Annotated in this window: 18 protein-coding genes and 1 pseudogene; 12 read left to right on the top strand and 7 right to left on the bottom strand. The window is 55.9% G+C overall.

Annotated elements, in window-relative coordinates; translation table 11 throughout:
* Positions 1 to 87: 87 nt before the first annotated feature.
* From RT613_RS02720 to RT613_RS02690, 7 genes are all read left to right on the top strand, one after another.
* A complete protein-coding gene (locus tag RT613_RS02720) occupies positions 88 to 597 on the top strand; it encodes a TRAP transporter small permease subunit (RefSeq protein ID WP_313612751.1) in 510 nt (169 codons plus the stop codon).
* Positions 594 to 1,916, top strand: a complete 1,323-nt coding sequence (locus RT613_RS02715; protein WP_313612749.1) for a TRAP transporter large permease subunit — start codon at positions 594 to 596, stop codon at positions 1,914 to 1,916. Before RT613_RS02720 ends, RT613_RS02715 begins: the two co-directional genes overlap by 4 nt.
* Positions 1,917 to 2,047: 131 nt before the next feature.
* On the top strand, positions 2,048 to 3,103 hold the full coding sequence (locus RT613_RS02710; RefSeq protein WP_313612748.1) for a TRAP transporter substrate-binding protein: 1,056 nt from the start codon (positions 2,048 to 2,050) through the stop codon (positions 3,101 to 3,103).
* A 92-nt stretch (positions 3,104 to 3,195) separates the two neighbouring features.
* Complete coding sequence (locus RT613_RS02705; protein WP_313612746.1) at positions 3,196 to 4,566, top strand: glutamine synthetase family protein; 1,371 nt, start codon at positions 3,196 to 3,198, stop codon at positions 4,564 to 4,566.
* Between the two features lie 111 nt (positions 4,567 to 4,677).
* On the top strand, positions 4,678 to 6,066 hold the full coding sequence (locus tag RT613_RS02700; RefSeq protein WP_313612744.1) for an aldehyde dehydrogenase family protein: 1,389 nt from the start codon (positions 4,678 to 4,680) through the stop codon (positions 6,064 to 6,066).
* On the top strand, positions 6,063 to 7,208 hold the full coding sequence (locus tag RT613_RS02695) for an iron-containing alcohol dehydrogenase (RefSeq protein WP_313612742.1): 1,146 nt from the start codon (positions 6,063 to 6,065) through the stop codon (positions 7,206 to 7,208). The genes RT613_RS02700 and RT613_RS02695 overlap by 4 nt, the downstream gene beginning before the upstream one ends.
* A gap of 306 nt (positions 7,209 to 7,514) precedes the next feature.
* Complete coding sequence (locus RT613_RS02690; protein ID WP_313612741.1) at positions 7,515 to 8,234, top strand: ParA family protein; 720 nt, start codon at positions 7,515 to 7,517, stop codon at positions 8,232 to 8,234.
* 72 nt (positions 8,235 to 8,306) lie between these two features.
* On the opposite strand, the gene RT613_RS02685 is transcribed toward RT613_RS02690, so the two are convergent.
* On the bottom strand, positions 8,307 to 9,101 hold the full coding sequence (locus RT613_RS02685; protein WP_313612740.1) for a helix-turn-helix transcriptional regulator: 795 nt from the start codon (positions 9,099 to 9,101) through the stop codon (positions 8,307 to 8,309).
* A gap of 180 nt (positions 9,102 to 9,281) precedes the next feature.
* Here RT613_RS02685 and RT613_RS02680 point away from each other — a divergent pair, with 180 nt between their 5' ends.
* A complete protein-coding gene (locus tag RT613_RS02680) occupies positions 9,282 to 10,439 on the top strand; it encodes an MFS transporter (RefSeq protein ID WP_313612801.1) in 1,158 nt (385 codons plus the stop codon).
* A gap of 82 nt (positions 10,440 to 10,521) precedes the next feature.
* Here RT613_RS02680 and RT613_RS02675 read toward each other — a convergent pair whose 3' ends face one another.
* Positions 10,522 to 11,901, bottom strand: coding sequence for a L,D-transpeptidase family protein (locus tag RT613_RS02675; RefSeq protein WP_409558747.1), 1,380 nt, complete (start codon positions 11,899 to 11,901; stop codon positions 10,522 to 10,524).
* A gap of 155 nt (positions 11,902 to 12,056) precedes the next feature.
* Here RT613_RS02675 and RT613_RS02670 point away from each other — a divergent pair, with 155 nt between their 5' ends.
* The 3 genes from RT613_RS02670 (at position 12,057) to RT613_RS02660 (ending at position 13,781) form a co-directional block, all read left to right on the top strand.
* Complete coding sequence (locus RT613_RS02670; protein ID WP_313612737.1) at positions 12,057 to 12,893, top strand: aldose 1-epimerase family protein; 837 nt, start codon at positions 12,057 to 12,059, stop codon at positions 12,891 to 12,893.
* 141 nt (positions 12,894 to 13,034) lie between these two features.
* A complete protein-coding gene (locus tag RT613_RS02665) occupies positions 13,035 to 13,373 on the top strand; it encodes a TIGR01244 family sulfur transferase (protein ID WP_313612736.1) in 339 nt (112 codons plus the stop codon).
* A gap of 66 nt (positions 13,374 to 13,439) precedes the next feature.
* Positions 13,440 to 13,781, top strand: coding sequence for a RidA family protein (locus RT613_RS02660; protein ID WP_192488487.1), 342 nt, complete (start codon positions 13,440 to 13,442; stop codon positions 13,779 to 13,781).
* A gap of 115 nt (positions 13,782 to 13,896) precedes the next feature.
* Here RT613_RS02660 and RT613_RS02655 read toward each other — a convergent pair whose 3' ends face one another.
* The 5 genes from RT613_RS02655 to RT613_RS02635 all read right to left on the bottom strand — a co-directional run bounded on the left by RT613_RS02655 (position 13,897) and on the right by RT613_RS02635 (position 19,616).
* Positions 13,897 to 14,661, bottom strand: a complete 765-nt coding sequence (locus tag RT613_RS02655; protein WP_313612735.1) for a HugZ family protein — start codon at positions 14,659 to 14,661, stop codon at positions 13,897 to 13,899.
* Between the two features lie 67 nt (positions 14,662 to 14,728).
* Complete coding sequence (locus RT613_RS02650; RefSeq protein ID WP_313612734.1) at positions 14,729 to 16,381, bottom strand: thiamine pyrophosphate-binding protein; 1,653 nt, start codon at positions 16,379 to 16,381, stop codon at positions 14,729 to 14,731.
* The gene (locus tag RT613_RS02645) at positions 16,378 to 17,583 is read right to left on the bottom strand and encodes a CaiB/BaiF CoA-transferase family protein (RefSeq protein ID WP_313612733.1); all 1,206 of its coding nucleotides are present in this window, start codon (positions 17,581 to 17,583) and stop codon (positions 16,378 to 16,380) included. Before RT613_RS02645 ends, RT613_RS02650 begins: the two co-directional genes overlap by 4 nt.
* Positions 17,584 to 17,599: 16 nt before the next feature.
* Positions 17,600 to 18,565 (bottom strand): DMT family transporter, encoded by a 966-nt coding sequence (locus RT613_RS02640; RefSeq protein ID WP_409558752.1) that lies wholly within the window; start codon positions 18,563 to 18,565, stop codon positions 17,600 to 17,602.
* A 127-nt stretch (positions 18,566 to 18,692) separates the two neighbouring features.
* Positions 18,693 to 19,616 (bottom strand): alpha/beta hydrolase, encoded by a 924-nt coding sequence (locus tag RT613_RS02635; protein WP_313612731.1) that lies wholly within the window; start codon positions 19,614 to 19,616, stop codon positions 18,693 to 18,695.
* Positions 19,617 to 19,752: 136 nt separating this feature from the next.
* Here RT613_RS02635 and RT613_RS02630 point away from each other — a divergent pair.
* Positions 19,753 to 20,617: pseudogene (locus tag RT613_RS02630) on the top strand (hypothetical protein); the annotation flags it as partial.

Raw genomic sequence — 20,617 nt, 5'->3', positions numbered from 1 at the left:
GAGGAATTTTCATGACCAAGCCGTCGGTGGTTTGCGGCATGCATGATTTTATCGCGCCTTGTGCCGAAAGGTACTGGGGGGCGTATCATGCCTGATTTCATCTGTTCATATGTTCGTTTTGTTGATGCCTTCAATCGCAAGGTCGGGATCATAGCGATGTTCCTGATCTTCGTGATGCTGGCCATCCTGACCTATTCCTCTCTTTCCAAGGCATTTCTGCTGCCTGCAAACTGGACGCTTGAAAGTGCACAGTTCGTGATGGCGGCCTATTATATGCTGGGCGGCGCCTGGGCGATGCAGATGGATGATCATGTGCGCATGGATCTGTTTTATGGACGCTGGTCCCCCAGACGGCGGGCGATCACAGATATCGTTACGGCCATCGCCCTTATTGGCTTCCTCGGTTTCCTGTTGTTTGGCGGCATTTCGAGCTCTGCCTATGCGATCAATTACGGTGAAAAAAGCTACTCGGCCTGGGCCCCTTACATGGCGCCGATCAAGATCATCATGACCTTTGGCGTGCTGATGATGTTGTTGCAGGCGTTCTCGGCACTGTTCAAGGATATTGCCGTGGCACGCGGGAGACCGATCGTATGAGCTATGAATTCATTGCGATCACCATGTTCTCGAGCATGATGGTTCTGCTGCTGACCGGGCAGCGTGTTTTTGCCGTGATCGGTTTCGTCGGCGTTATTGCTGCTGCCCTGTTGTGGGGTGAGGGCGGCTCCGAAATGGGCTTTTCCGCTGCCATGAAGCTGGTGAAGTGGTACCCGATGCTGACCCTGCCGATGTTCATTTTCATGGGCTACATGCTGTCGCAATCGGGTATTGCGGAAGATCTTTACAAGGCTTTTCATGTCTGGATGGGGCCGATCAGCGGAGGTCTGGCGCTTGGTACGATCGGTCTGATGGTGATCATCTCCGCCATGAACGGCCTGTCGGTTGCCGGTATGGCGATTGGTGCGACCATTGCCCTGCCGGAACTGATCCGGCGTGGTTATGACAAGGTCATGGTGACGGGTATCGTGCAAGGTGGCAGTACGCTCGGCATTCTTGTGCCACCAAGCGTGGTGCTTGTGCTTTACGGCATGATTGCCCGCGTGCCGGTGGGGCAGTTGTGGCTGGCTGGTGTGTTCCCCGGCCTCCTGATGGCCTTCCTGATGGCGGTTTATGTTTATGTCCGTTGCCGCATCAATCCCAAGCTGGGTCCACCGCTGCCCAAAGAAGAACGCAATGTTCCGCTGCCGGAAAAACTGAAGCTTCTGACGGCAGGCATCATTCCGCTTGGCATCTTTGCCCTGATGATGGGGCTGTTCCTGAGTGGCACAACCAGCCTTGTAGAAAGTTCTGCCGTTGGTGCATTCAGTTCTGCACTTGCAGCATGGTATCGCGGGCGTCTGAGCAAGAAGGTCATGTGGGATACGTTGGAGAGAACGCTTGGTATCTCTTGTATGTTCATGTGGGTATTGGTGGCATCACTTTGCTTCGGCGCGGTGTTTGACGGTCTTGGCGCGGTCAAATCGATCGAGAACTTCTTCCTTGGCGATCTCGGGTTGTCGCCATGGCAGGTGCTACTGTTGATGCAGTTGTCGTTTATCATCATGGGAGCGTTCCTTGATGACACGGCAATGCTGGTGATCGTGGCTCCTCTTTATATTCCGCTGGTCGGGAAGCTGGGCTTCGATCTGGTCTGGTACGGCATCCTTTATACCATTACCTGTCAGATCGCGTACATTACGCCGCCTTTTGGCTACAATCTGTTCTTGATGAAGGCGATGGCGCCCCGGGAAATCGGTATCCGGGATATCTACCGGTCCATAATGCCGTTTGTCGGCATCATGGCTGCAAGCCTCCTCATTATCGCATTCTTCCCGGAAATCGCGACGTGGCTTCCGAACTACTACTATTCAAAGTGATGGCAATACACAGGCGGGGAAATTCTAAGAATAAATAAGGCCAAATAAAACAAATAATTGAAGGTGTTTGCTTCCGGAGAAGGCCGTTCCGGAACATGGCGAAAGAAACTGCAACCAGAGGGAATTCCAAAATGACCAACAGAAGACAGTTTTTAACAAAAGCAGGATTGATGGGCATCGGTGCTGCCGGAACGGCAACGCTTGCTGCCCCCAATATTGTCAGAGCACAAAGTGCCATCAAATGGCGCATGCAGACCTATGCTGGCTCCGCACTTGGCGAACATGTAACCAAACCGATTGTGGATGCCATCAATGAGGCATCGAATGGTGAGTTGCAGGTCGAGCTTTATTTCGCCGACCAGATTGTACCGACTGGCGAGCTTTTCCGCGCCTTGCAGGCTGGAACGATTGATGCGGTTCACTCCGACGATGACTCCATGGCATCGCCTGCGGAAGTGGCAGTGTTTGGCGGATACTTCCCGCTTGCCACCAAGCAGATCCTTGATGTGCCTGCGCTGTTTTATCAATACGGTTTGGCTGATATCTGGCGCGAAGCCTACAAAAAGGTCGGCGGCGTTGTTTGGCTTTCTGCCGCAGGCCAGGATCCGTGTCACTTCAACACCAAAAAGCCGATCAACACGCTGGCAGACCTGCAGGGCCTGCGCCTCTATACCTTCCCGACCGCAGGTCGCTTCCTGACCCAGTTCGGTGTGGTGCCGGTATCCATTCCTTATGAAGATGCGCAGGTTGCAGTTCAGACCGGTGAACTGGATGGCATGGCCTGGTCCGGCATCACAGAGGACTACACGGTTGGCTGGGCTGACGTGACCGACCACTTCCTCACCAACAACATCTCCGGTGCCTGGATCGGTTCCTATTTCGTCAATGAAAAGAAGTGGGCTGATCTGCCAGATCACCTCAAAAAACTTGTCATGACGGCCATTGAAGCCAGCCACACCTACCGTAACCAGTGGTACTGGGGCGGCGAAGCCAAGCTGCGTGCCACCGGCACGAAAATGGCACTGACCAGCATTCCTGCCGCCGAATGGAAGCAGGTTGAAGATGCCGCCAAGGTGTTCTGGAAGGAGATTGCCGGGCAGGGGGAAACCGCTGCCAAGGTCGTCAAGATTTTCGAAGACTACAATGCCGTGCTTGAGAAGGCTGGCCCTCCATACACCAATGGCTGATCCGCATTGATCATGATGGCAACGGTCCGGGCGCCAGTCCGGGCCGTTATCGATGAAAACCAGCAGAAGCAGTGAATGCAGGCAGGGGAAACATGACCGCCACCTATACATTCGATGAACTGAAAAAAGACGTGACCGAAGGGCGTATCGATACCGTGCTGGCATGTCTGGTTGATATGCAGGGCCGCCTGATGGGCAAGCGTTTTCAGGCGGAATTTTTCGTGGAAAGTGCGCATGAGGAGACGCATAGCTGCAACTACCTGCTTGCCACCGACATGGAGATGGAAACCGTGTCCGGTTACAAGGCGACAAGCTGGGAAAAGGGCTATGGCGATTATACCATGAAGCCTGACCTGTCGACGCTGCGGCGTGTGCCATGGCTGGAAGGCACAGCACTGGTGCTGTGCGACGTGCTGGATCATCATACCCACAAGGACGTGCCGCATTCGCCACGTGCCATCTTGAAGAAACAGGTGGCGCGTCTGGCCGAGATGGGTCTCAAACCCTTCATGGCAACAGAGCTAGAGTTCTTCCTGTTTGACCAGACCTATGATGCGGCGCGTGAAAGCGGATATCGCAACATGCACCTCGCCAGCGGTTACAACGAGGATTACCACATCTTCCAGACCACCAAGGAAGAGGATGTGATGCGAGCCCTACGCAAGGGGCTGCAAGGGGCTGGCATTCCGGTGGAAAACTCCAAGGGTGAGGCATCGCCCGGCCAGGAAGAAATCAATGTGCGTTATGCCGATGCTTTGACCATGGCGGACCGCCATTCGATCATCAAAAACGCAGCCAAGGAAATTGCCTGGTCCAAGGGCAAGGCGATCACCTTCCTTGCCAAGTGGAATTATAATGCCGCTGGCAGTTCCTCACATATTCACCAGTCGCTGTGGAGCCTTGATGGCAAGACGCCTGCCTTCTTCGACAAGGGGGGAGAGCACGGCATGTCTGACACAATGAAGCATTATATGGCTGGTCTGTTGGCGCATGCCAGCGAGATTACCTATTTCCTTGCGCCTTACATCAACTCCTACAAGCGGTTCATGGCGGGTACCTTTGCGCCAACCAAGGCCATCTGGAGCAAGGACAATCGCACAGCGGGATATCGTCTGTGCGGGGAGGATACCAAGGCGATCCGTGTCGAGTGCCGGGTGGGTGGCTCTGACCTCAATCCGTATCTCGCCATGGCGGCGCTGATTGCTGCAGGCATCGATGGCATTGAGAAGAAACTTGAATTGGAGCCTGCTTTCGTAGGAGATGCTTACGGAGCAAAAGAGGTGCGGGAAATTCCAACGACATTGCGTGCCGCCATGCAGGAATTGAAGTCATCTGCCATGTTGCGGTCTGCTTTTGGCGATGAAGTGGTGGACCACTATGTGCGCGCTGCCGAGTGGGAACAGGAAGAATACGACCGGCGCATTACCGACTGGGAAGTCGCGCGCGGTTTTGAGAGAGCGTAATTTGTCGGACCGTCGCCTGTGACGCGGTTTCGGTCCGATACCGAGCAAAGACTAAGGGCGGTAATAACATGCCGTTTTCGCCGCCCGTTTCATTAACACAGGAAAACGATCATGGTCATGATCCAGAATATCTCCCCCATTGACGGTTCGGTTTATGCCGAACGCGAGGCACTGTCACTTGAGGCGGCTCGGGCAGCCGTTGCCAAAGCCCGCAAGGCCCAGAAGGACTGGGCGCGTCGTCCGCTTGAGGACCGTGTGCAGCTGGTCATGAAAGGTGTGGCACGCCTGAATGAGATGGTCGGCGAGGTGGTGCCGGAGCTGGCGCATATGATGGGCCGTCCGGTGCGTTATGGCGGCGAGTTCAAGGGTTTCAACGAGCGCTCCAATTACGTCGCCTCGATTGCTGCTGACGCTTTGGCGCCGCTGGTCATTGAAGAAAGTGGCAATTTCGAACGCCGTATCGAACGCGAACCGCATGGCGTCGTGTTTGTCATCGCGCCATGGAACTACCCTTACATGACCGCGATCAACACGGTTGCGCCGGCTCTGATGGCAGGCAACACGATCGTCATCAAACACGCCTCGCAGACCCTGCTGGTGGGTGAGCGCATGGTCCGTGCCTTTGTCGAGGCAGGTTTACCCGAAGATGTGTTCATCAACGTGTTTCTGGATCATGGAACTACATCAGCCCTGATTTCCGAAGGCCTGTTCAACTTCGTCAACTTTACCGGTTCGGTTGAAGGTGGTCGCTCGATCGAGCGGGCTGCTGCCGGTACCTTTACCGGCCTTGGTCTGGAGCTTGGCGGCAAGGACCCCGGTTATGTGATGGAAGATGCCGATCTGGATGCGGCGGTTGACACGTTGATGGATGGTGCAACCTACAATTCCGGCCAGTGCTGCTGCGGTATCGAACGTATCTATGTGAATGAAGCGCTTTACGATGAATTTGTCGAAAAGTCGGTTGCCTGGGTTTCCAACTACAAGCTTGGCAATCCGCTGGAGCAGGAAACGACGCTGGGGCCAATGGCCAACAAGCGTTTTGCCAAGGTGGTTCGCCAGCAGATTGCCGATGCGGTTGCCAAGGGCGCACAGCCGCTGGTTGATCCAAAGCTGTTTGCCGCTGATGATGGTGAAAGCGCCTATGTCGCGCCGCAGATCCTGGTCAATGTCGATCACTCCATGGAGTTCATGACCGAAGAGACCTTTGGTCCGGCCGTCGGTATCATGAAGGTGAAGAGCGACGATGAAGCCATCGCGCTGATGAATGACAGCAAATACGGCCTGACCGCGTCCCTGTGGACGCAGGACCCGGCAAGGGCAGGACGTATCGGCCGCGAGATTGAAACCGGCACCGTGTTCATGAACCGCGCTGACTATCTTGATCCGGCCTTGTGCTGGACCGGCGTGAAGGAAACCGGCCGTGGCGGTTCGTTGTCCGTCATCGGTTTCCAGAACCTGACCCGTCCGAAATCCTACCATCTGAAGAAAGTCACGAAATGAATATTGTAGCGAACTGGAGCTATCCAACAGCCGTCAAGCTGGGACGCGGACGGATCAAGGAACTGGCGGACGCCTGCAAGACACTTGGCATCAAGAAGCCGTTGCTGGTCACCGACCGCGGTCTGGCGAGCATGGCGATTACCGGCCACGCGCTGGATGTTCTGGAAGAGGCGGGTCTTGGCCGGGCAATCTTTGCCGAGGTTGACCCGAACCCGAATGAAATCAACCTTGAAGCCGGTGTAAAGGCGTTCAAGGACGGTGGTCACGACGGTGTTGTTGCGTTTGGCGGCGGCTCGGGCCTTGATCTAGGCAAGGCGGTAGCTTTCATGGCTGGCCAGACCCGGCCGGTATGGGACTTCGAAGATGTCGACGACTGGTGGACACGCGCCAATGTCGAGGGGATCGCCCCGATCGTTGCCGTGCCGACCACGGCAGGGACCGGCTCAGAAGTCGGTCGCGCCAGCGTTATCACCAATTCCAAAACCCATGTGAAGAAGATCATCTTCCATCCAAAGTTCCTGCCCGGCGTGGTGATCTGCGATCCGGAACTGACGGTGGGTATGCCGAAGATGATTACGGCCGGCACCGGTATGGATGCCTTTGCCCATTGCCTTGAAGCCTATTCTTCACCGTTCTTCCACCCGATGAGCCAGGGCATTGCGCTGGAAGGTCTGCGCCTGGTGAAGGAATATCTGCCGCGTGCTTACAAGGATGGCAGCGATATCGAAGCTCGCACCAATATGATGGCAGCAGCTGCCATGGGTGCTGTTGCCTTCCAGAAGGGGCTCGGTGCGATCCATTCGTTGTCGCACCCGATCGGCGCTGTCTACAATACCCATCACGGCATGACCAATGCTGTGGTGATGCCGGCGGTTCTGCGCTTCAACCGCTCTGCCATTGAAGACAAGATTGCCCGTGCGGCAGCCTATCTCGGTATCGAAGGCGGTTTTGACGGTTTCTACAACTACGTTCTGGAGCTTCGCAAAGAGTTGGGTGTGCCGGAAAACCTGACAGCCATGGGCATCAAGCCGGACCGGATTGATGAACTGGCGGCAGAAGCCATCAAGGACCCGAGCTGCGGCGGTAATCCGGTGCCAATGACTTTGGAAAACACCAAAAAGCTTTTTGAAGATTGCTTCTGAAAGCCAACGCTATTGTGAAATTTTGAAGCGTTGATGCCGCATGTTGCGACTGGCATGTGAGGGCCGTATAGGGACAGCCTATACGGCCCTTTGGCGTATTGTATCGGGGAAAACGTTTAAGGAACAGCGTGTTGCATGCGTTCTCGCTGGAACGCTCTGATGATGGTCTTGCGTTCTGGAAAATTACAGTCTTTCCAAAATTTCCGGTTCATTAACCATAATCGTTAAGAATATGGGCTGGCACCATGAACATTGAGGTGCCTTCAGGAGCGATGAAATCAGGCTCTGCATCACTTCGAGGGCCCTATGCCAGTCATTACATTCGCAAATACCAAAGGCGGCGCTGGTAAGACGACCGCAGTCCTTCTGCTTTCAACCGAACTTGCCCGCATGGGTCACCGGGTTACCATTCTGGATGCCGACCCGCAGCACTGGATTTCCCGCTGGCATGAGTTGTCGGGCAATATTGCCAATCTCTCGGTCATTTCGCATGTCACGAGCTCGTCGCTTGAAGGACATATCCGCGAAAATCGCGCCGATACGGACTGTTTTATCATCGATATGCCCGGCACCCGCAGCCCGCTGCTGACGATGGCGCTTGGCATATCAGACCATGTCGTGATCCCGATCCAGGGCTGCGCCATGGATGCGCGCGGTGGCGCACAGGTCCTGGAATTGATCGAATTCCTCAATGAAAAGACCGGGAAGAAGATCGACCATTCGGTTGTGCTGACACGCGTCAATGCGATGATCACCACCCGTTCGCTGCTGTTGGTCAAAGGCCTGCTGGCTACCAGGAATGTGCGTGTTCTTGACACGCCGATTGCTGAACGCGCCGCTTACCGCGATATTTTCGATTATGGTGGTACACTGGCGGGGCTTGATCCGCTCAAGGTCAGCAATCTCGACAAGGCAAAAGAGAATGCGCAATGTCTTGCGCGGGAAATTCTCAGGCTTTTGCCGGTCAAGGTGGTTCGCTCCGTTCGGAGCACGCCAAGCATTCTCAAGCGCAAGGTTGCTGCCTGACAGATCGACCGCAGTTTGAAGATTGGATATTTGCGCCCGTTGTCTGCGACAGCGGGCGTTTTACTGTCTTTTCTACTGGCCGCTATGCGAGTTGCGATAGGAGCGTGGTGAGGCACCCAACATGCGTTTGAACATGGTGGTGAAAGCCGGAATGCTGCCATAACCGAGATCGAGAGCAATACTGGTGACCGGTTCACCGGCGGCAAGCCGTGGCAGGGCTGCAAACAGGCAGGCCTGCTGTCTCCACACGGACAGTGACAGGCCGGTTTCCCGGCGAAAGGCGCGGGTAAAGGCGCGCCTGCTCATCGACAGTTCCTTTGCCCAGGCGTCAATGATGAGATCCGGTGTCGGGTTGGCGATGAAACGGCGACACAGGGCCGCAAGGCGGGGATCCGTGGGGAAGGGCAGGCCGAGCGAAATGTCCGGTAGTTTGGCGACAACATTCAACAACAATGGCAAGATCAGGTCTGCACGCTCACGGCTGTTGTCGTCCGATGGCGGCTGTACGGCTTCGATGATCAGTTCGCGGGCAAGACCTGTGATGCTGACCACGCGCACGAAGCCGGGAAGGTCAGGCACGGCACTGGCATCCAGGTAGAGCGACAACATGGTCACGGCACCCAGCATTTCCACGGAATGTTCGACACCAGGCGGTATCCACAAGGCATGTTCGGGCGGCACCATCCAGCGCCCCTGATCCGTGGTGACAAGCACCACGCCGGAGCGCGCATAAAGCAACTGTGTCCTCTTGTGGCTGTGGCGTTCAACCAGATCGCCGGCACTGTAATGGTTGGGTGAGGTGTGAACCGGACCGGCCGCAGTCTCGATCGCCCACAGCCTGTCATAATGCTTGCTGCGAGGTCCCATTATTTCTTGTGGCTTCTTTTGCTGCATTTGGCCCACTCACGTAATAAATCGACCAAAACACGAAAGCGGGGGCGCTGCAATCCTCTTATTGCATTATATCAAATCAAGGAGACGGCAGTGGCCAATAATTCAATAGGTCTGGAAACACACAAGGCGGAAGAAACCGTCTTTGGCATCATCATGGCGGTGAGCTTCTGTCATTTGCTCAATGACACGATGCAATCGCTCATTCCCGCGCTCTATCCGATGCTCAAGGACGGATATGCGCTCGATTTCACGCAGATCGGCCTGCTGGGGCTGGTCTTTCAGGTGACAGCCTCGCTGCTTCAGCCGCTGATCGGTATCTATACTGATAAACGGCCGCTGCCCTATTCGCTGTCGGTCGGCATGGGCTTTTCGCTGATCGGCCTGTTGTTGATGGCCTATGCACATTCCTACGCCGTTCTGCTGTTGGGTGCCGGTGTCCTCGGCCTCGGTTCGGCGGTGTTTCATCCGGAATCCTCGCGTGTTGCACGCCTTGCTTCCGGCGGTCGTCACGGTCTTGCGCAGTCGCTGTTTCAGGTGGGCGGTAACTTCGGTTCGGCACTTGGCCCATTGCTGGCAGCCTTTATCGTGCTGCCGCGTGGACAGACCAGTGTTGCATGGTTCTCGGCGGCTGCTCTGGCGGGCATGATCATTCTGTTCCAGGTCGGCAGATGGTATTCGCACCACCGTGTTGCCACGGCAAAACGTATGGCTGCTGCACCTGCAATTGTGCTGCCACGGGCGACCGTTTTGAAGTCAATTGCTGTACTGGCGCTGCTTGTGCTGTCGAAGTATCTCTACATGACCAGCCTGTCGAGCTATTACACCTTCTACATGATCGAGCGTTTTGACGTGTCGGTACAATATGCACAGATCCTGCTGTTCGTGTTCCTCGGTGCTGTTGCCATTGGCACGGTTGCCGGTGGTCCGGTGGTTGACTGGTTCGGCACGAAGTTCGTGATCTGGTTCTCGATCCTCGGCGCGTTGCCGTTCACGCTGGTGCTGCCTTACGTCGGTTACAGCACAACGATCGTGCTGACATTCATCATCGGTGTGATCATGGCATCGGCCTTCTCGGCAATCGTGGTGTTTGCGCAGGAACTGGTGCCGGGCCGTGTTGGCATGATTGCCGGTCTGTTCTTTGGTTTCGCCTTTGGTATTGGCGGCATCGGCGCTGCGGCACTGGGTGTCGTAGCAGACCATAAGGGCATCATCTTCGTCTACGACGTCTGCTCGTACCTGCCTCTTCTGGGCTTGCTGACCGTCTTCCTGCCTGACATCGGCAAGGGGCGCAGGCACAAGATCAAGGCCTGAGGGGCCACGACGACGACAAAAGAAAAGGCGCGACACCTGAGCCGTGTCGCGCCTTTTTCATGTTGTCAGAATGGTGGAGACCTTATTCGGCGAACTCAACTACCACGCCCGCCTTGACCATCTTGGCCAGTTCGGTGGCATCCCAGTTGGTCAGGCGAATACAGCCATGACTGTTGGTCTTGCCGATCTTGGAAGGTTCCGGCGTGCCGTGGATGCCGTAAGTGGGTTTTGAAAGCGCAATCCAGACCGTGCCGACCGGACCATTCGGGCCCGGTGGGATCTGGAGAATCTGGGTGTTCTGGCCCTGTTGGAAATTGATCTTCGGATTGTAGGTGTAACCCGGATTGAGCGCGATACGCTCCACGGTGTGAACACCGCTTGGCGATGGGGTGTCCGACGAACCAATGGTGGCCGGGTAGGCGGCAACCAGAGTTCCGGTTTCGTCATAGGCAAACACCTGCTTGATGCCCTTATGGGCAACGATACGAGCAACAGAACCGGATTTCGGTTTGCCGGGGTCGATCACCTTGATGATGGTGCCGGGCACGGTGAAGTCGATGCCGGGATTCAGCTCTTTCAGATAGGCTTCATCCATGTGGAAACGTTCAGCCAGAGATTCCGTCACCGACGTGAAGGACATGGCTGGAAGTTGCGCCTTCTGGCTGTAGTCATCCGGAATGGCGGCGACATAGGGCCCGGCAGCATCGGCAGCGGTAATCGTATAATTGACGATCGCCATACCACCAGACATGCGCAGGCGCTCCAGAATGTCATCGGAGTTGTTTGGGTCCAGCGTTTCGCCAGTCATGTCCTGCCAGGCGGAAATTGCCTTGGTGACGTTGGAGCCCATCTTGCCATCGATAACACCGGGCGAAATGCCTTCACGATCAAGGAAGGTCTGCAGGGCAACGATTTCCTGGCGTGAACGGTTGGTGGGGGCGGTGACCGGGGCGTGGCGCTCGATCAGGCGGTCTGGCTGTGGAACGGCAGCCGTGGAGGATTCGCCCGGCATAGGCTGTTCCAGCGGCGCGCTTTCGATGACACCGGGTGCGGGCACAGACCCGGTATAGATTTCACGGTCGCTGCCATCGTTGCGGTATTCGCGGTAGTCGCGAACGCTGCCATTGTCGTAATAACCGATGTCACGCTGCGAGCGGCCGGGTGCCGGCGGATAATAGGTTTCGCGGGATGGCTGCTGCCTGCGCACGGCTTCTGGCGGCATTTCCGTGGCCAGCAGGTTGCCATAGCTGTCGTAAAATACGGTGCGGCCCATGCGGTCACGGCTGATGACGATATCACTACGTTCCGGGATGAAATCAAGCACGCGACCGTCCGGCGTTACCAGCAGTGGCTGTTCCTGATAGGCGTAGCGATAGCGGTCCTGCGCCTCAGCGAAACTGAACGGCAGAATAGACAAAGTGGTAACAGCCACGAAAAAAGTTGTTTTAAGAAACTGTTTCACGATTCCGCTTTTCCTCACTCTTTTCATCCACATACACATCACAATATTGACCCTATTGTGAAAAAGATGAATTCGAAGTGAACGTTACGTTAATTTCATCATGTCTCAGTGCACGTTCACGGTAAAATATAGTTCAACTGCCAGTAAGAGGCCGTATGCGAGACATTCAACTCGGTAAATCACCCGTTATTCATCTGGATGAAACGTCGGTTCTCGACATCGGTTCCTGTATTGTCGAGGGAATCAATATTGCGCCCGGCCGGGCCATTCCCGATGACGGCGATCCACGCATCGATCACTCACTGGAAGGTTTCCTGTTCACCTGCGGTCCCGATCATATCCGCCATCCGCAACCGATTGAGGGCGATGCCACAGGGCGCAAATATCCGCTGCATGGTTCGTTCTCTTCGCATCCAGCTGAGATAACCGCCTGGGACATCGGCGAGAAAAGGGCGAGGATTGCCGCCGACATTCCGGTACGGCTGGCCACTGGTGGCACGGCCTTGTTGCAACGGGTCTGGACGATTGACGGGGTAACCGGCGAAGTTGCGCTAGACGACACGATCACCAACACGAGTGATACGGTGCAACCGGTGTTTTTGATGTACCACATGAATGTTGGCGCCCGGTTGTTCGATGGCAAGGTGCAGCTTGAGGGCGATATGCTGGAGGGCGGTGGCTTCAACTGGCGGTTCGGAGAGGAGCCGGGCAGCGTGTTCTGTGTTCCAGCCACCAGCAATGAGGCATGGGCAACGCTTCGTCTGGGGCCGCTATCTTCACTCGGCGGCAAGAGCCTGACAGTGCAGTTCCGCACCGATACGCTGCCTTACCTGCAAATGTGGCGCAACCAGAATGCGCCGGCCGATGTGCTAGGCATTGAACCGGTTTCGCACCGCTGGGTCAGCCGGGCCGAGCTTGCCGAGAGTGGCGAATTCAACATATTGCAGCCGGGTGAAACGCGGTCTTACGGCCTGCGTTTCCACATTGCCTGATGCGCTTTTAAAGCAGGTGTTGGTCGTTGCGTGTCGATTGACGCACCGGCTAATTCGCCTTACACCCTTGGCACTTCAATTTTAGGGGCAGAGGGCGGACAAGAGCCATTCTGAACCGAGGCATTTCAGGAGGATTTGAAGATGGATATCCGGCGTATTGACGATGAATATTCGGTGACCGGCCAGATCAGTGTTGTCGATCTGGACGAGATCAAGGCACTCGGCTTTAAATCCATCGTCTGCCACCGCCCAGATGGTGAAGAAGAGGGCCAGCCTCTGTTTGCCGATATAGCCGAGCGGGCAGAAGAACTGGGTCTGACCATTGCGCATGTGCCGGTTGGCCGTAACGGCGTCGATGGTGAGGCTGTTGCCGGAATGGTGGATGCGCTTGATGAGTTGCAGCGTCCGATGCTGGGCTATTGCCGCTCGGGCGCGCGCTCGACGGCCATCTACGACAAGACACATCATCTGCGCGGCTAAGCCATTTTTGCATGTTGCCCTTTATGGGGCAGGGAATTTCCATAAGCATATAACAGGAGCATTTTCATGAGCATCAAGCGTATCGAACCCGGCAAGCGTATGAGCGGCGCAGTCGTTCACGGCAACACTGTTTACCTGGCTGGTCAGGTTGGCGAAGGTTCGTCCGTTGCCGAGCAGAGCAAGTCGGCTCTGGCTGAGGTTGATCGTCTGCTGGCTGCTGCCGGTTCTGACAAGTCCAAGATCCTTCAGACCATCATCTACCTCTCCGACATGTCGACCTTCGGTGAAATGAACGCTGTTTGGGAAGGCTGGATCGACCCGGCAAACCCACCGGCACGCGCCACCAGCGAAGCGGCTCTCGCAACGCCGGATTACAAGGTAGAGTTCATCGTGACGGCTGCTCTCTAAGCTGCAGATCACGTCGATCAAACAAAAGGCCGGGGCGAAAGCTCCGGCCTTTTTTGTGGTTCAATCCACGTCGTGTAGTCAGGGATTCTGTTTGGTTTTGAATCCCTTGCTCGCGTCAGTTCGTGTCCTGATTCAAAGCCTTCGCAAGCTGATTCAATGTCTCGACACGGTCCGAAAACCACAGCCGCGCCAAGTCGGAAGACGCAGCAAGGTCGATGCCATCTGGATCAATCGAGGTGATTTTCCAGGTACCCGCCTTTTTGCCGGCAAGAGTTGCCAGACGGGATGCTTCCCCCTTGATGGCATTGAGGCGGGAAATTTCATCTCGCGCTGCCGATACCAGATCCTCTGCGCCGGAAAGCTCGGTGCGGATATCCGATGGCGTGATGTTGCTGGCATTGCGTGCCGGGCCGCCATTGATCTGCACGCCTTCGACTTTGAGCCTGAACAGCAATGTGTCCGGCAGGGCGAGGTAGAGTTTGGACTTCGGGTAACGGGCGAGATAGGCGGCCTTTGCCGTTTCCATCTCCTCTGGTCCGATCAGCACCGCCTGTCCAACCAGCGTCAGCCGTGGTTCGGTCAGGGCGTCGCCCTTGCCAAAGGGGGCAAGCGTCAGGGAAATGCGGTTATCGGCTTCTATGTTGCGGGCGTGAAGTGTCAAACGGGCTGCAAAAAAGAATGGCGTACCGTCTGGCTCAATCGCGATATTGGTGACTGTTGTATAGGGATAACCGCTGAGCGGATCGATGGTCGCCAGTGCTGCAAACCGGCAGGTATGAAGAACTGATTTGGCAACCCGCACCGCTTCAAAAGGGGCGCCGGCGCTGGGTTCGATCTTCATTCCTCTTGGGGTGATCACGGGGGACTGTGCTTCCGGCATGGCGCTTCCTGTTGGTTTATTCGACCGCAGGAATTGCACCATTCCGGAAACCTGTCCATGCCAAGTATCAGGTTTTTCCGCGAATTTGCGTCAGTGTACGGGTAGGCGTGATGGCTTCCGCATCCAGCTTGATTTCGATGATTGCCGGTTTGCCGCTGGCGCGTGCACGCTCGAATGCAGCAGCAAACTGATCGGTGGTTTCGACAAGTTCACCATGACCGCCATAGGCCTTGGCAAAAGCCACGAAATCTGGATTGACCAGATCCGTGCCGCTGACACGACCGGGATATTCCCGCTCCTGGTGCATGCGGATGGTGCCATAGGTGCCATTGTTGACCAGCAGCGTGATGATCGGCAGGCCGTAACGCACAGCGGTGATGAATTCCTGTCCGTGCATCATGAAACAACCATCACCGGCAAAGCAGATGACCTCGCGTTCAGGGAACAGATGTTTGGCAGCGACGGCAGCCGGTAGACCGTAACCCATCGAGCCGGATGTTGGTGCGGACTGGGTGTTGAAACGCTGGAAGCGATGGAAACGGTGCAGCCAGGTGGCGTAGTTGCCAGCGCCATTGGTGAAAACGGCGTCCTTCGGGGTGTTTTCCTCGATCCATTCCATGATCGGTCCCATGTGAACCGAACCGGGTCCGGTTTTCGGTGGCGTCGACCACTTGAGGTAAGTTTCGTGCATGGCAACGGTGCGCTGTTCCCAGACGGGATTGGACGGTGCCTCAAGCTGAGCCAGGGCCGCCACAAAATCCTTCGGGCTGGCGCAAATGGCCAGATCCGGGCGGTAGACACGGCCAAGTTCATCCGGGTCCGGATAGACATGCACCAGCTTCTGCAACGGGTAGGGGATATCAAGCAGCGTGTAGCCGGAGGACGGCATTTCGGAGAACCGTCCACCAAGCAGCACGATGAGGTCGGCTTCCTTGACCTCCTTACCAAGGGCTGGATTAACGCCAATACCGATGTCGCCGACGTATGATGGATGCAGATGGTCAAACAGCATCTGGCGGCGGAAAGAGCAGCCGACCGGTAGTTTGAACTTTTCGGCAAAAGCCTGGAACTGCGCTACGCTTTCTTCCGTCCAGCGGGTGCCACCAAGAATGACCAGGGGACGTTTGGCCGAATTCAGCATCTCGGCAAAGTCAGCAATCTGTGCGGCACCCGGATGCGCCTCGACCGGGGTTGATGGCTTGGCCTGAGGTGCGTCGAATTCCTCAACCAGCACATCTTCTGGCAGGGTCAGCACAACAGGGCCGGGACGGCCTGACGTGGCAATTGCAAAAGCGCGGCTTACAAATTCCGGAATGCGCCTGACATCATCGATCTCGCCCACCCATTTGGCGAATTCGGTGAAGGCGCGGCGATATTCGACTTCCTGGAAGGCTTCACGTTCACGCGCGTCGCGTTGCACCTGACCAATGAACAGGATCATCGGCACGGAATCCTGCATGGCGATATGCAGGCCGGCTGACGCGTTGGTGGCGCCTGGGCCACGGGTTACCATGCAGATGCCGGGTTTGCCGGTCAGACGACCCCAGGTGTCGGCCATCATTGCGGCGCCACCTTCCTGGCGGCAGACAATGGTTTCAATGCCGCTTTCATAAAGCGCATCAAGAACGGCGAGATAGCTTTCGCCCGGAACGCAGGAAACGCGGCTTACGCCATTGGCCTTTAGCGCCTCGACAATCAGTTGTCCGCCGGTTCTTTTCATGGCGTCATATTCCTTTCGATCTCTTCCAGTTCAGCCAAAACATCAGCCTGATGTTCGCCAAGGCGAGGGCTGGGGCGTTCGTAATGCAAGGGGGTTTCAGACAGCACGATCGGCGTGCGCACGCCGGGAATGGTTGTTCCGTCAGTCGCCTGCAGATCAACACGTAAGCCGCGCGCCTCTATCTGCGGATCGGCAAACATTTCCTCGATCGAGTTGATCGGACCGGCCGGGACGGCATTGGTCTCGCAGGCGGTCAACAGATCGCGTTTTTGCCATTTCAGCGTTTCGGTCGAAACGATACGGCGGACATCTGCCTTGTGGGCAACACGCGCCTTGTTGGTGGCGTAACGCTCGTCTGTAGCAATGGCGTCGATGCCGAGAATCTTGCAAAGACGGCTGAACTGACCATCATTGCCAACGGCCAGAATGAGGAAACCATCGGCTGTTGGCACTACCTCATAAGGCGAAATATTGGGATGGGCATTGCCCAGCCGCACCGGCGCTTTGCCTGATATCAGGTAGTTCATGTTCTGGTTGGCCAGCACGGCTGACTGCACATCCAGCAGGGCCATGTCGATATGCTGACCCTCTCCGGTGCGCATGGCGTGGATGAGGGCTGCCTGAATGGCGGTGACTGAATAGATGCCGGTGAAGATGTCAGCGACGGCCACGCCCGCTTTCATCGGCTGGCCATCCGGTTCGCCGGTAATCGACATGAAACCTGACATGCCCTGCACGATGTAATCGTAACCGGCAAAATCGGCATAGGGGCCTGTCTGGCCGAAACCGGTGATCGAGCAATAGATCAGCTTGGGGTTAAGCGCTTTCAGGTTTTGATAATCCAAACCGTATTTGACCAGTCCGCCGCGCTTGAAGTTTTCAATCACCACATCTGCTGTTGCGACCAGACGACGAACGAGCTCGCTGCCTTCTGCCGTGCGCAGATCAGCGGTTATCGAGCGTTTGCCGCGATTGGTGGCGTGGTAATAGGCAGCCGAGAGATTGTCGCCATCAACACTTTCTACGAAGGGTGGACCCCATGCGCGGGTATCATCACCCCCATCAGGGTTTTCAATCTTGATGACATCGGCGCCCATATCCGCCAGCATCTGCCCCGCCCATGGCCCGGCCAGAACACGGGCCAGTTCGATAACGCGGATGCCTTTAAGTGGCGGTTGTCTGTCATGTGTCTGCTGGGTCATGTCTAAGGTCATTATCTCATGGGGTCAGCGGTGTGGTCTCGACATTGGAGACTGGCTTTGAGGCAAAGCGGCGTTCCCGCCAGATGATGTAGAGGCCCGATGCCACGATGATGGCGATGCCAAGCCATTTGATGGCATCCGGGAAGTGGTTGAACACCAACCAGCCGAAAATGGTCGCGGACACGATTTCCAGATATTGCAGCGGCGCCAGCATCGAGGCGGGGGCTGCGCGGTAGGCGTAAACGCCGAGAATGCCTGATAGTGTGGCCGAAACGCCAACGCCCAAGAGGTAAAGCAAAATCGTGGTATCGACTGAGGTAAAGGCGACGGCCGGCATGCCAAACATGTCACTGAACAGCATGGGCAGCGCGCAGAAAAGGAAACCCCACATGCCGGATTGGAGCTGCATGCTCCACGGGTCTTCCTTCTGCGAACCGATGCGGGTCAGAATGGCAAAAATGGCAATGCAGAATGCCGAAAGAACCGGCAGAAGCGCGACGTAACCGACTTCGGCAAAGCTTGGCTGGATGACCAGCAGCGCGCCGAAAAAGCCGACGGCGCAGGCGGTGTAGCGCCGCCAGCCAATTGCTTCCTTCAGAATGATGCTGCTGAGGATGGTCAAAATGATCGGCTCAACGAAAAAGATGGCAATTGCATCTGCCACTTCCATGAACTCAAGCGTGGCAACAAAACTGATCATCGACAGGGCAAGGATGCCGCCGCGAATGATGTGAAAGCCGGTTGAATGCCACGACATGGAAAACAGATGTGGCCGCATGATGAGAAATGGCACGGCGGCAAGCGATTGGATCAGGAAACGCGCCGCGCTGATTTCAATGGCCGGAACGGCGGTGATGGCCAGCTTCGCAAAAATGTCGATGATAGGGGAAATCATCACGGCGGCAAACATCATGAACAGCCCGGTAGATACACTACCGGACGCCAGAGCACTTGTTTGAGGTGCTGTTTTTTTGCGGGCCATTTTCGATGTCATCGTTGTTTCTTTCAGCGTGCGAATGCGCAAGCGATAAGCCCACTATAGAACAGCCCATGGAGGGAGCGCATTCGATATTATGTCATGATGCTATTCCGTTTCGGAACAGGACGCCTCAATCTGATGTGACTTTTGCACACCAGGCTGCGAAATCGGCTGCGGGCACTTCCCAGCCTTTTTCATTGAGGGTTTCGTGGCGCATGCCCTTGTAAATCATGTCCTTGACGTCGGTAAAACCGGCATTTCGGAACTGACCGGCAAGCCAGACAATTTCCTTGCCATTGTTGGTGGCAGCATCTTCATCACCGCTGACCAGCAGGATTGGCATGTCTTTTGGTAATCGGCTGATCAGTTTCGGGCCCCGGTAGGACATGGCGAACACGTCCTGCCAGAGAGAGACACTTGCCTCGAAACTGCAGAGCGGATCTTCGACATAGGCATCAACGGCTGCCTTGTCGTGGCTCAGCCAGTCGGCAGTGGTGCGTTTTTCCGGCATACGGGCATTCCATGCGCGGAATGTTGCCTTGGGCAGAATGGAACTTGGCACATCCGAGCCCTTCAGCCATTTTTCAATACGCAGCACCAGTTGGGCAGCGCGGCCTGCAAAGCCCGGATTGAGATTGGAATTCCAGATCGACAGGGCGGCAAAGGATTGTGGATGGCTGACGGCAGTGTTGAGCGCCACAAGCCCGCCCATGGAGTGGCCGAACAGGATGACGGGCAGGCCAGGGTGCCTTTCGCCGATCATCATACGCATGGCCATGACATCGGCAATCGCCTTGTCGACGCCGTCTTTCCAGGCAAAACGGCCAAGTGGTGCGTCGTCGGCTTTGGTGCGGCCATGGCCGCGATGGTCATGGGCATAGACCTCAAAACCCTGCTGCGCCATCGCCTCGGCAAACCTGGCATAACGGCCAGCATGTTCGACAAGGCCGTGGCAGATCATCAACACGCCGCGTGCGCCGTTTTCCGCAGCCCTGTAGCGATAGGCAACAGAGGCGCCGGACGGGCTTTCAAGGCGGTTGATCTGCGAGAACATGACATGACCTTTCTTTCAGAGCGATGGGCTGCTCTCACTTGCCTGTCGCAAGTAATATAAAATCAATATTTCATCCTATACGGATGCAGCCTTGATCTTGTTGGGCTGGGCTATGGTTTCCACATCAGCGAATACAATGAAACCGTTACAGAAAAACGGTCAATTGTCTCTCTTCCACGCATCTTTGCTGGTTTATGTCGTTGCCATCATCATAATCTTTCTCAACATGAGTGATGGGGTTGCTCGTTTCAGTGATGTTGATGACCAGATGCGCGCCTTGCAAATCCGCCAGGTGTTGTCAGCCGACGGACACTGGTTTGATTTTCAATTGCCTTTCATCGCCATGCCCGAAGCCTATTTTTCGCCATGGTCGCGCCTGGTTGATTTGCCCTATGTCGTTGTCGCGTCAGTCGCAGGCATGTTTGCCGAACCTGATGCGGCGTTGAAATTTGCTTTTTTCATCGTCCCACTTTTACTGTTGACACCCTTCAGTTTTCTGGTCGCCCTGCTGTTGAAACTGATGGTGACGCTGGAGACATTTGCCCTGCGCATGCAGGCCATTCTGGTGGTTATTACGGTGTGTTTCCTTGCAAGTGTCGTGCAGGAGTTTTCACCCGGACGCATCGATCATCATAATGTGCAGATGCTGGCGATGATGATGATTGCCTGCGGGTTGATGTTGTGGCGTTTCACCGGCGGTCTGCTCGCAGGTGTTGGTGCTGTCATATCGCTGGTGACCGGCCTTGAAGCCTTGCCATTTGTCATCGTTGTCTGGGCCGGTATGCTGCTTGCACATCTGGCTGGCTACACAGGCAGTCGTGCTGTTTTGTTTGGTGCCTGTGCTGCCATGCTGATTGGCACCATTGCCAGCGCCTTTGCGTTTCTGGGCCCTAGGGCCATGCTGTCGGTACAGTGTGATGCGTTTTCCGCGCCCTATATTCTGCCGATGATTTTGGCGCCACTGAGCATCTGCGCCAGCCTGTATCTGACGCCCAAAAATG

Origin of the sequence: Agrobacterium sp., from assembly GCF_032092815.1 — a bacterium.
Taxonomy (GTDB): domain Bacteria; phylum Pseudomonadota; class Alphaproteobacteria; order Rhizobiales; family Rhizobiaceae; genus Agrobacterium.
Note: the sequence above shows the minus strand (reverse complement) of the source record. Positions and strands in the feature narration are given on the sequence as shown.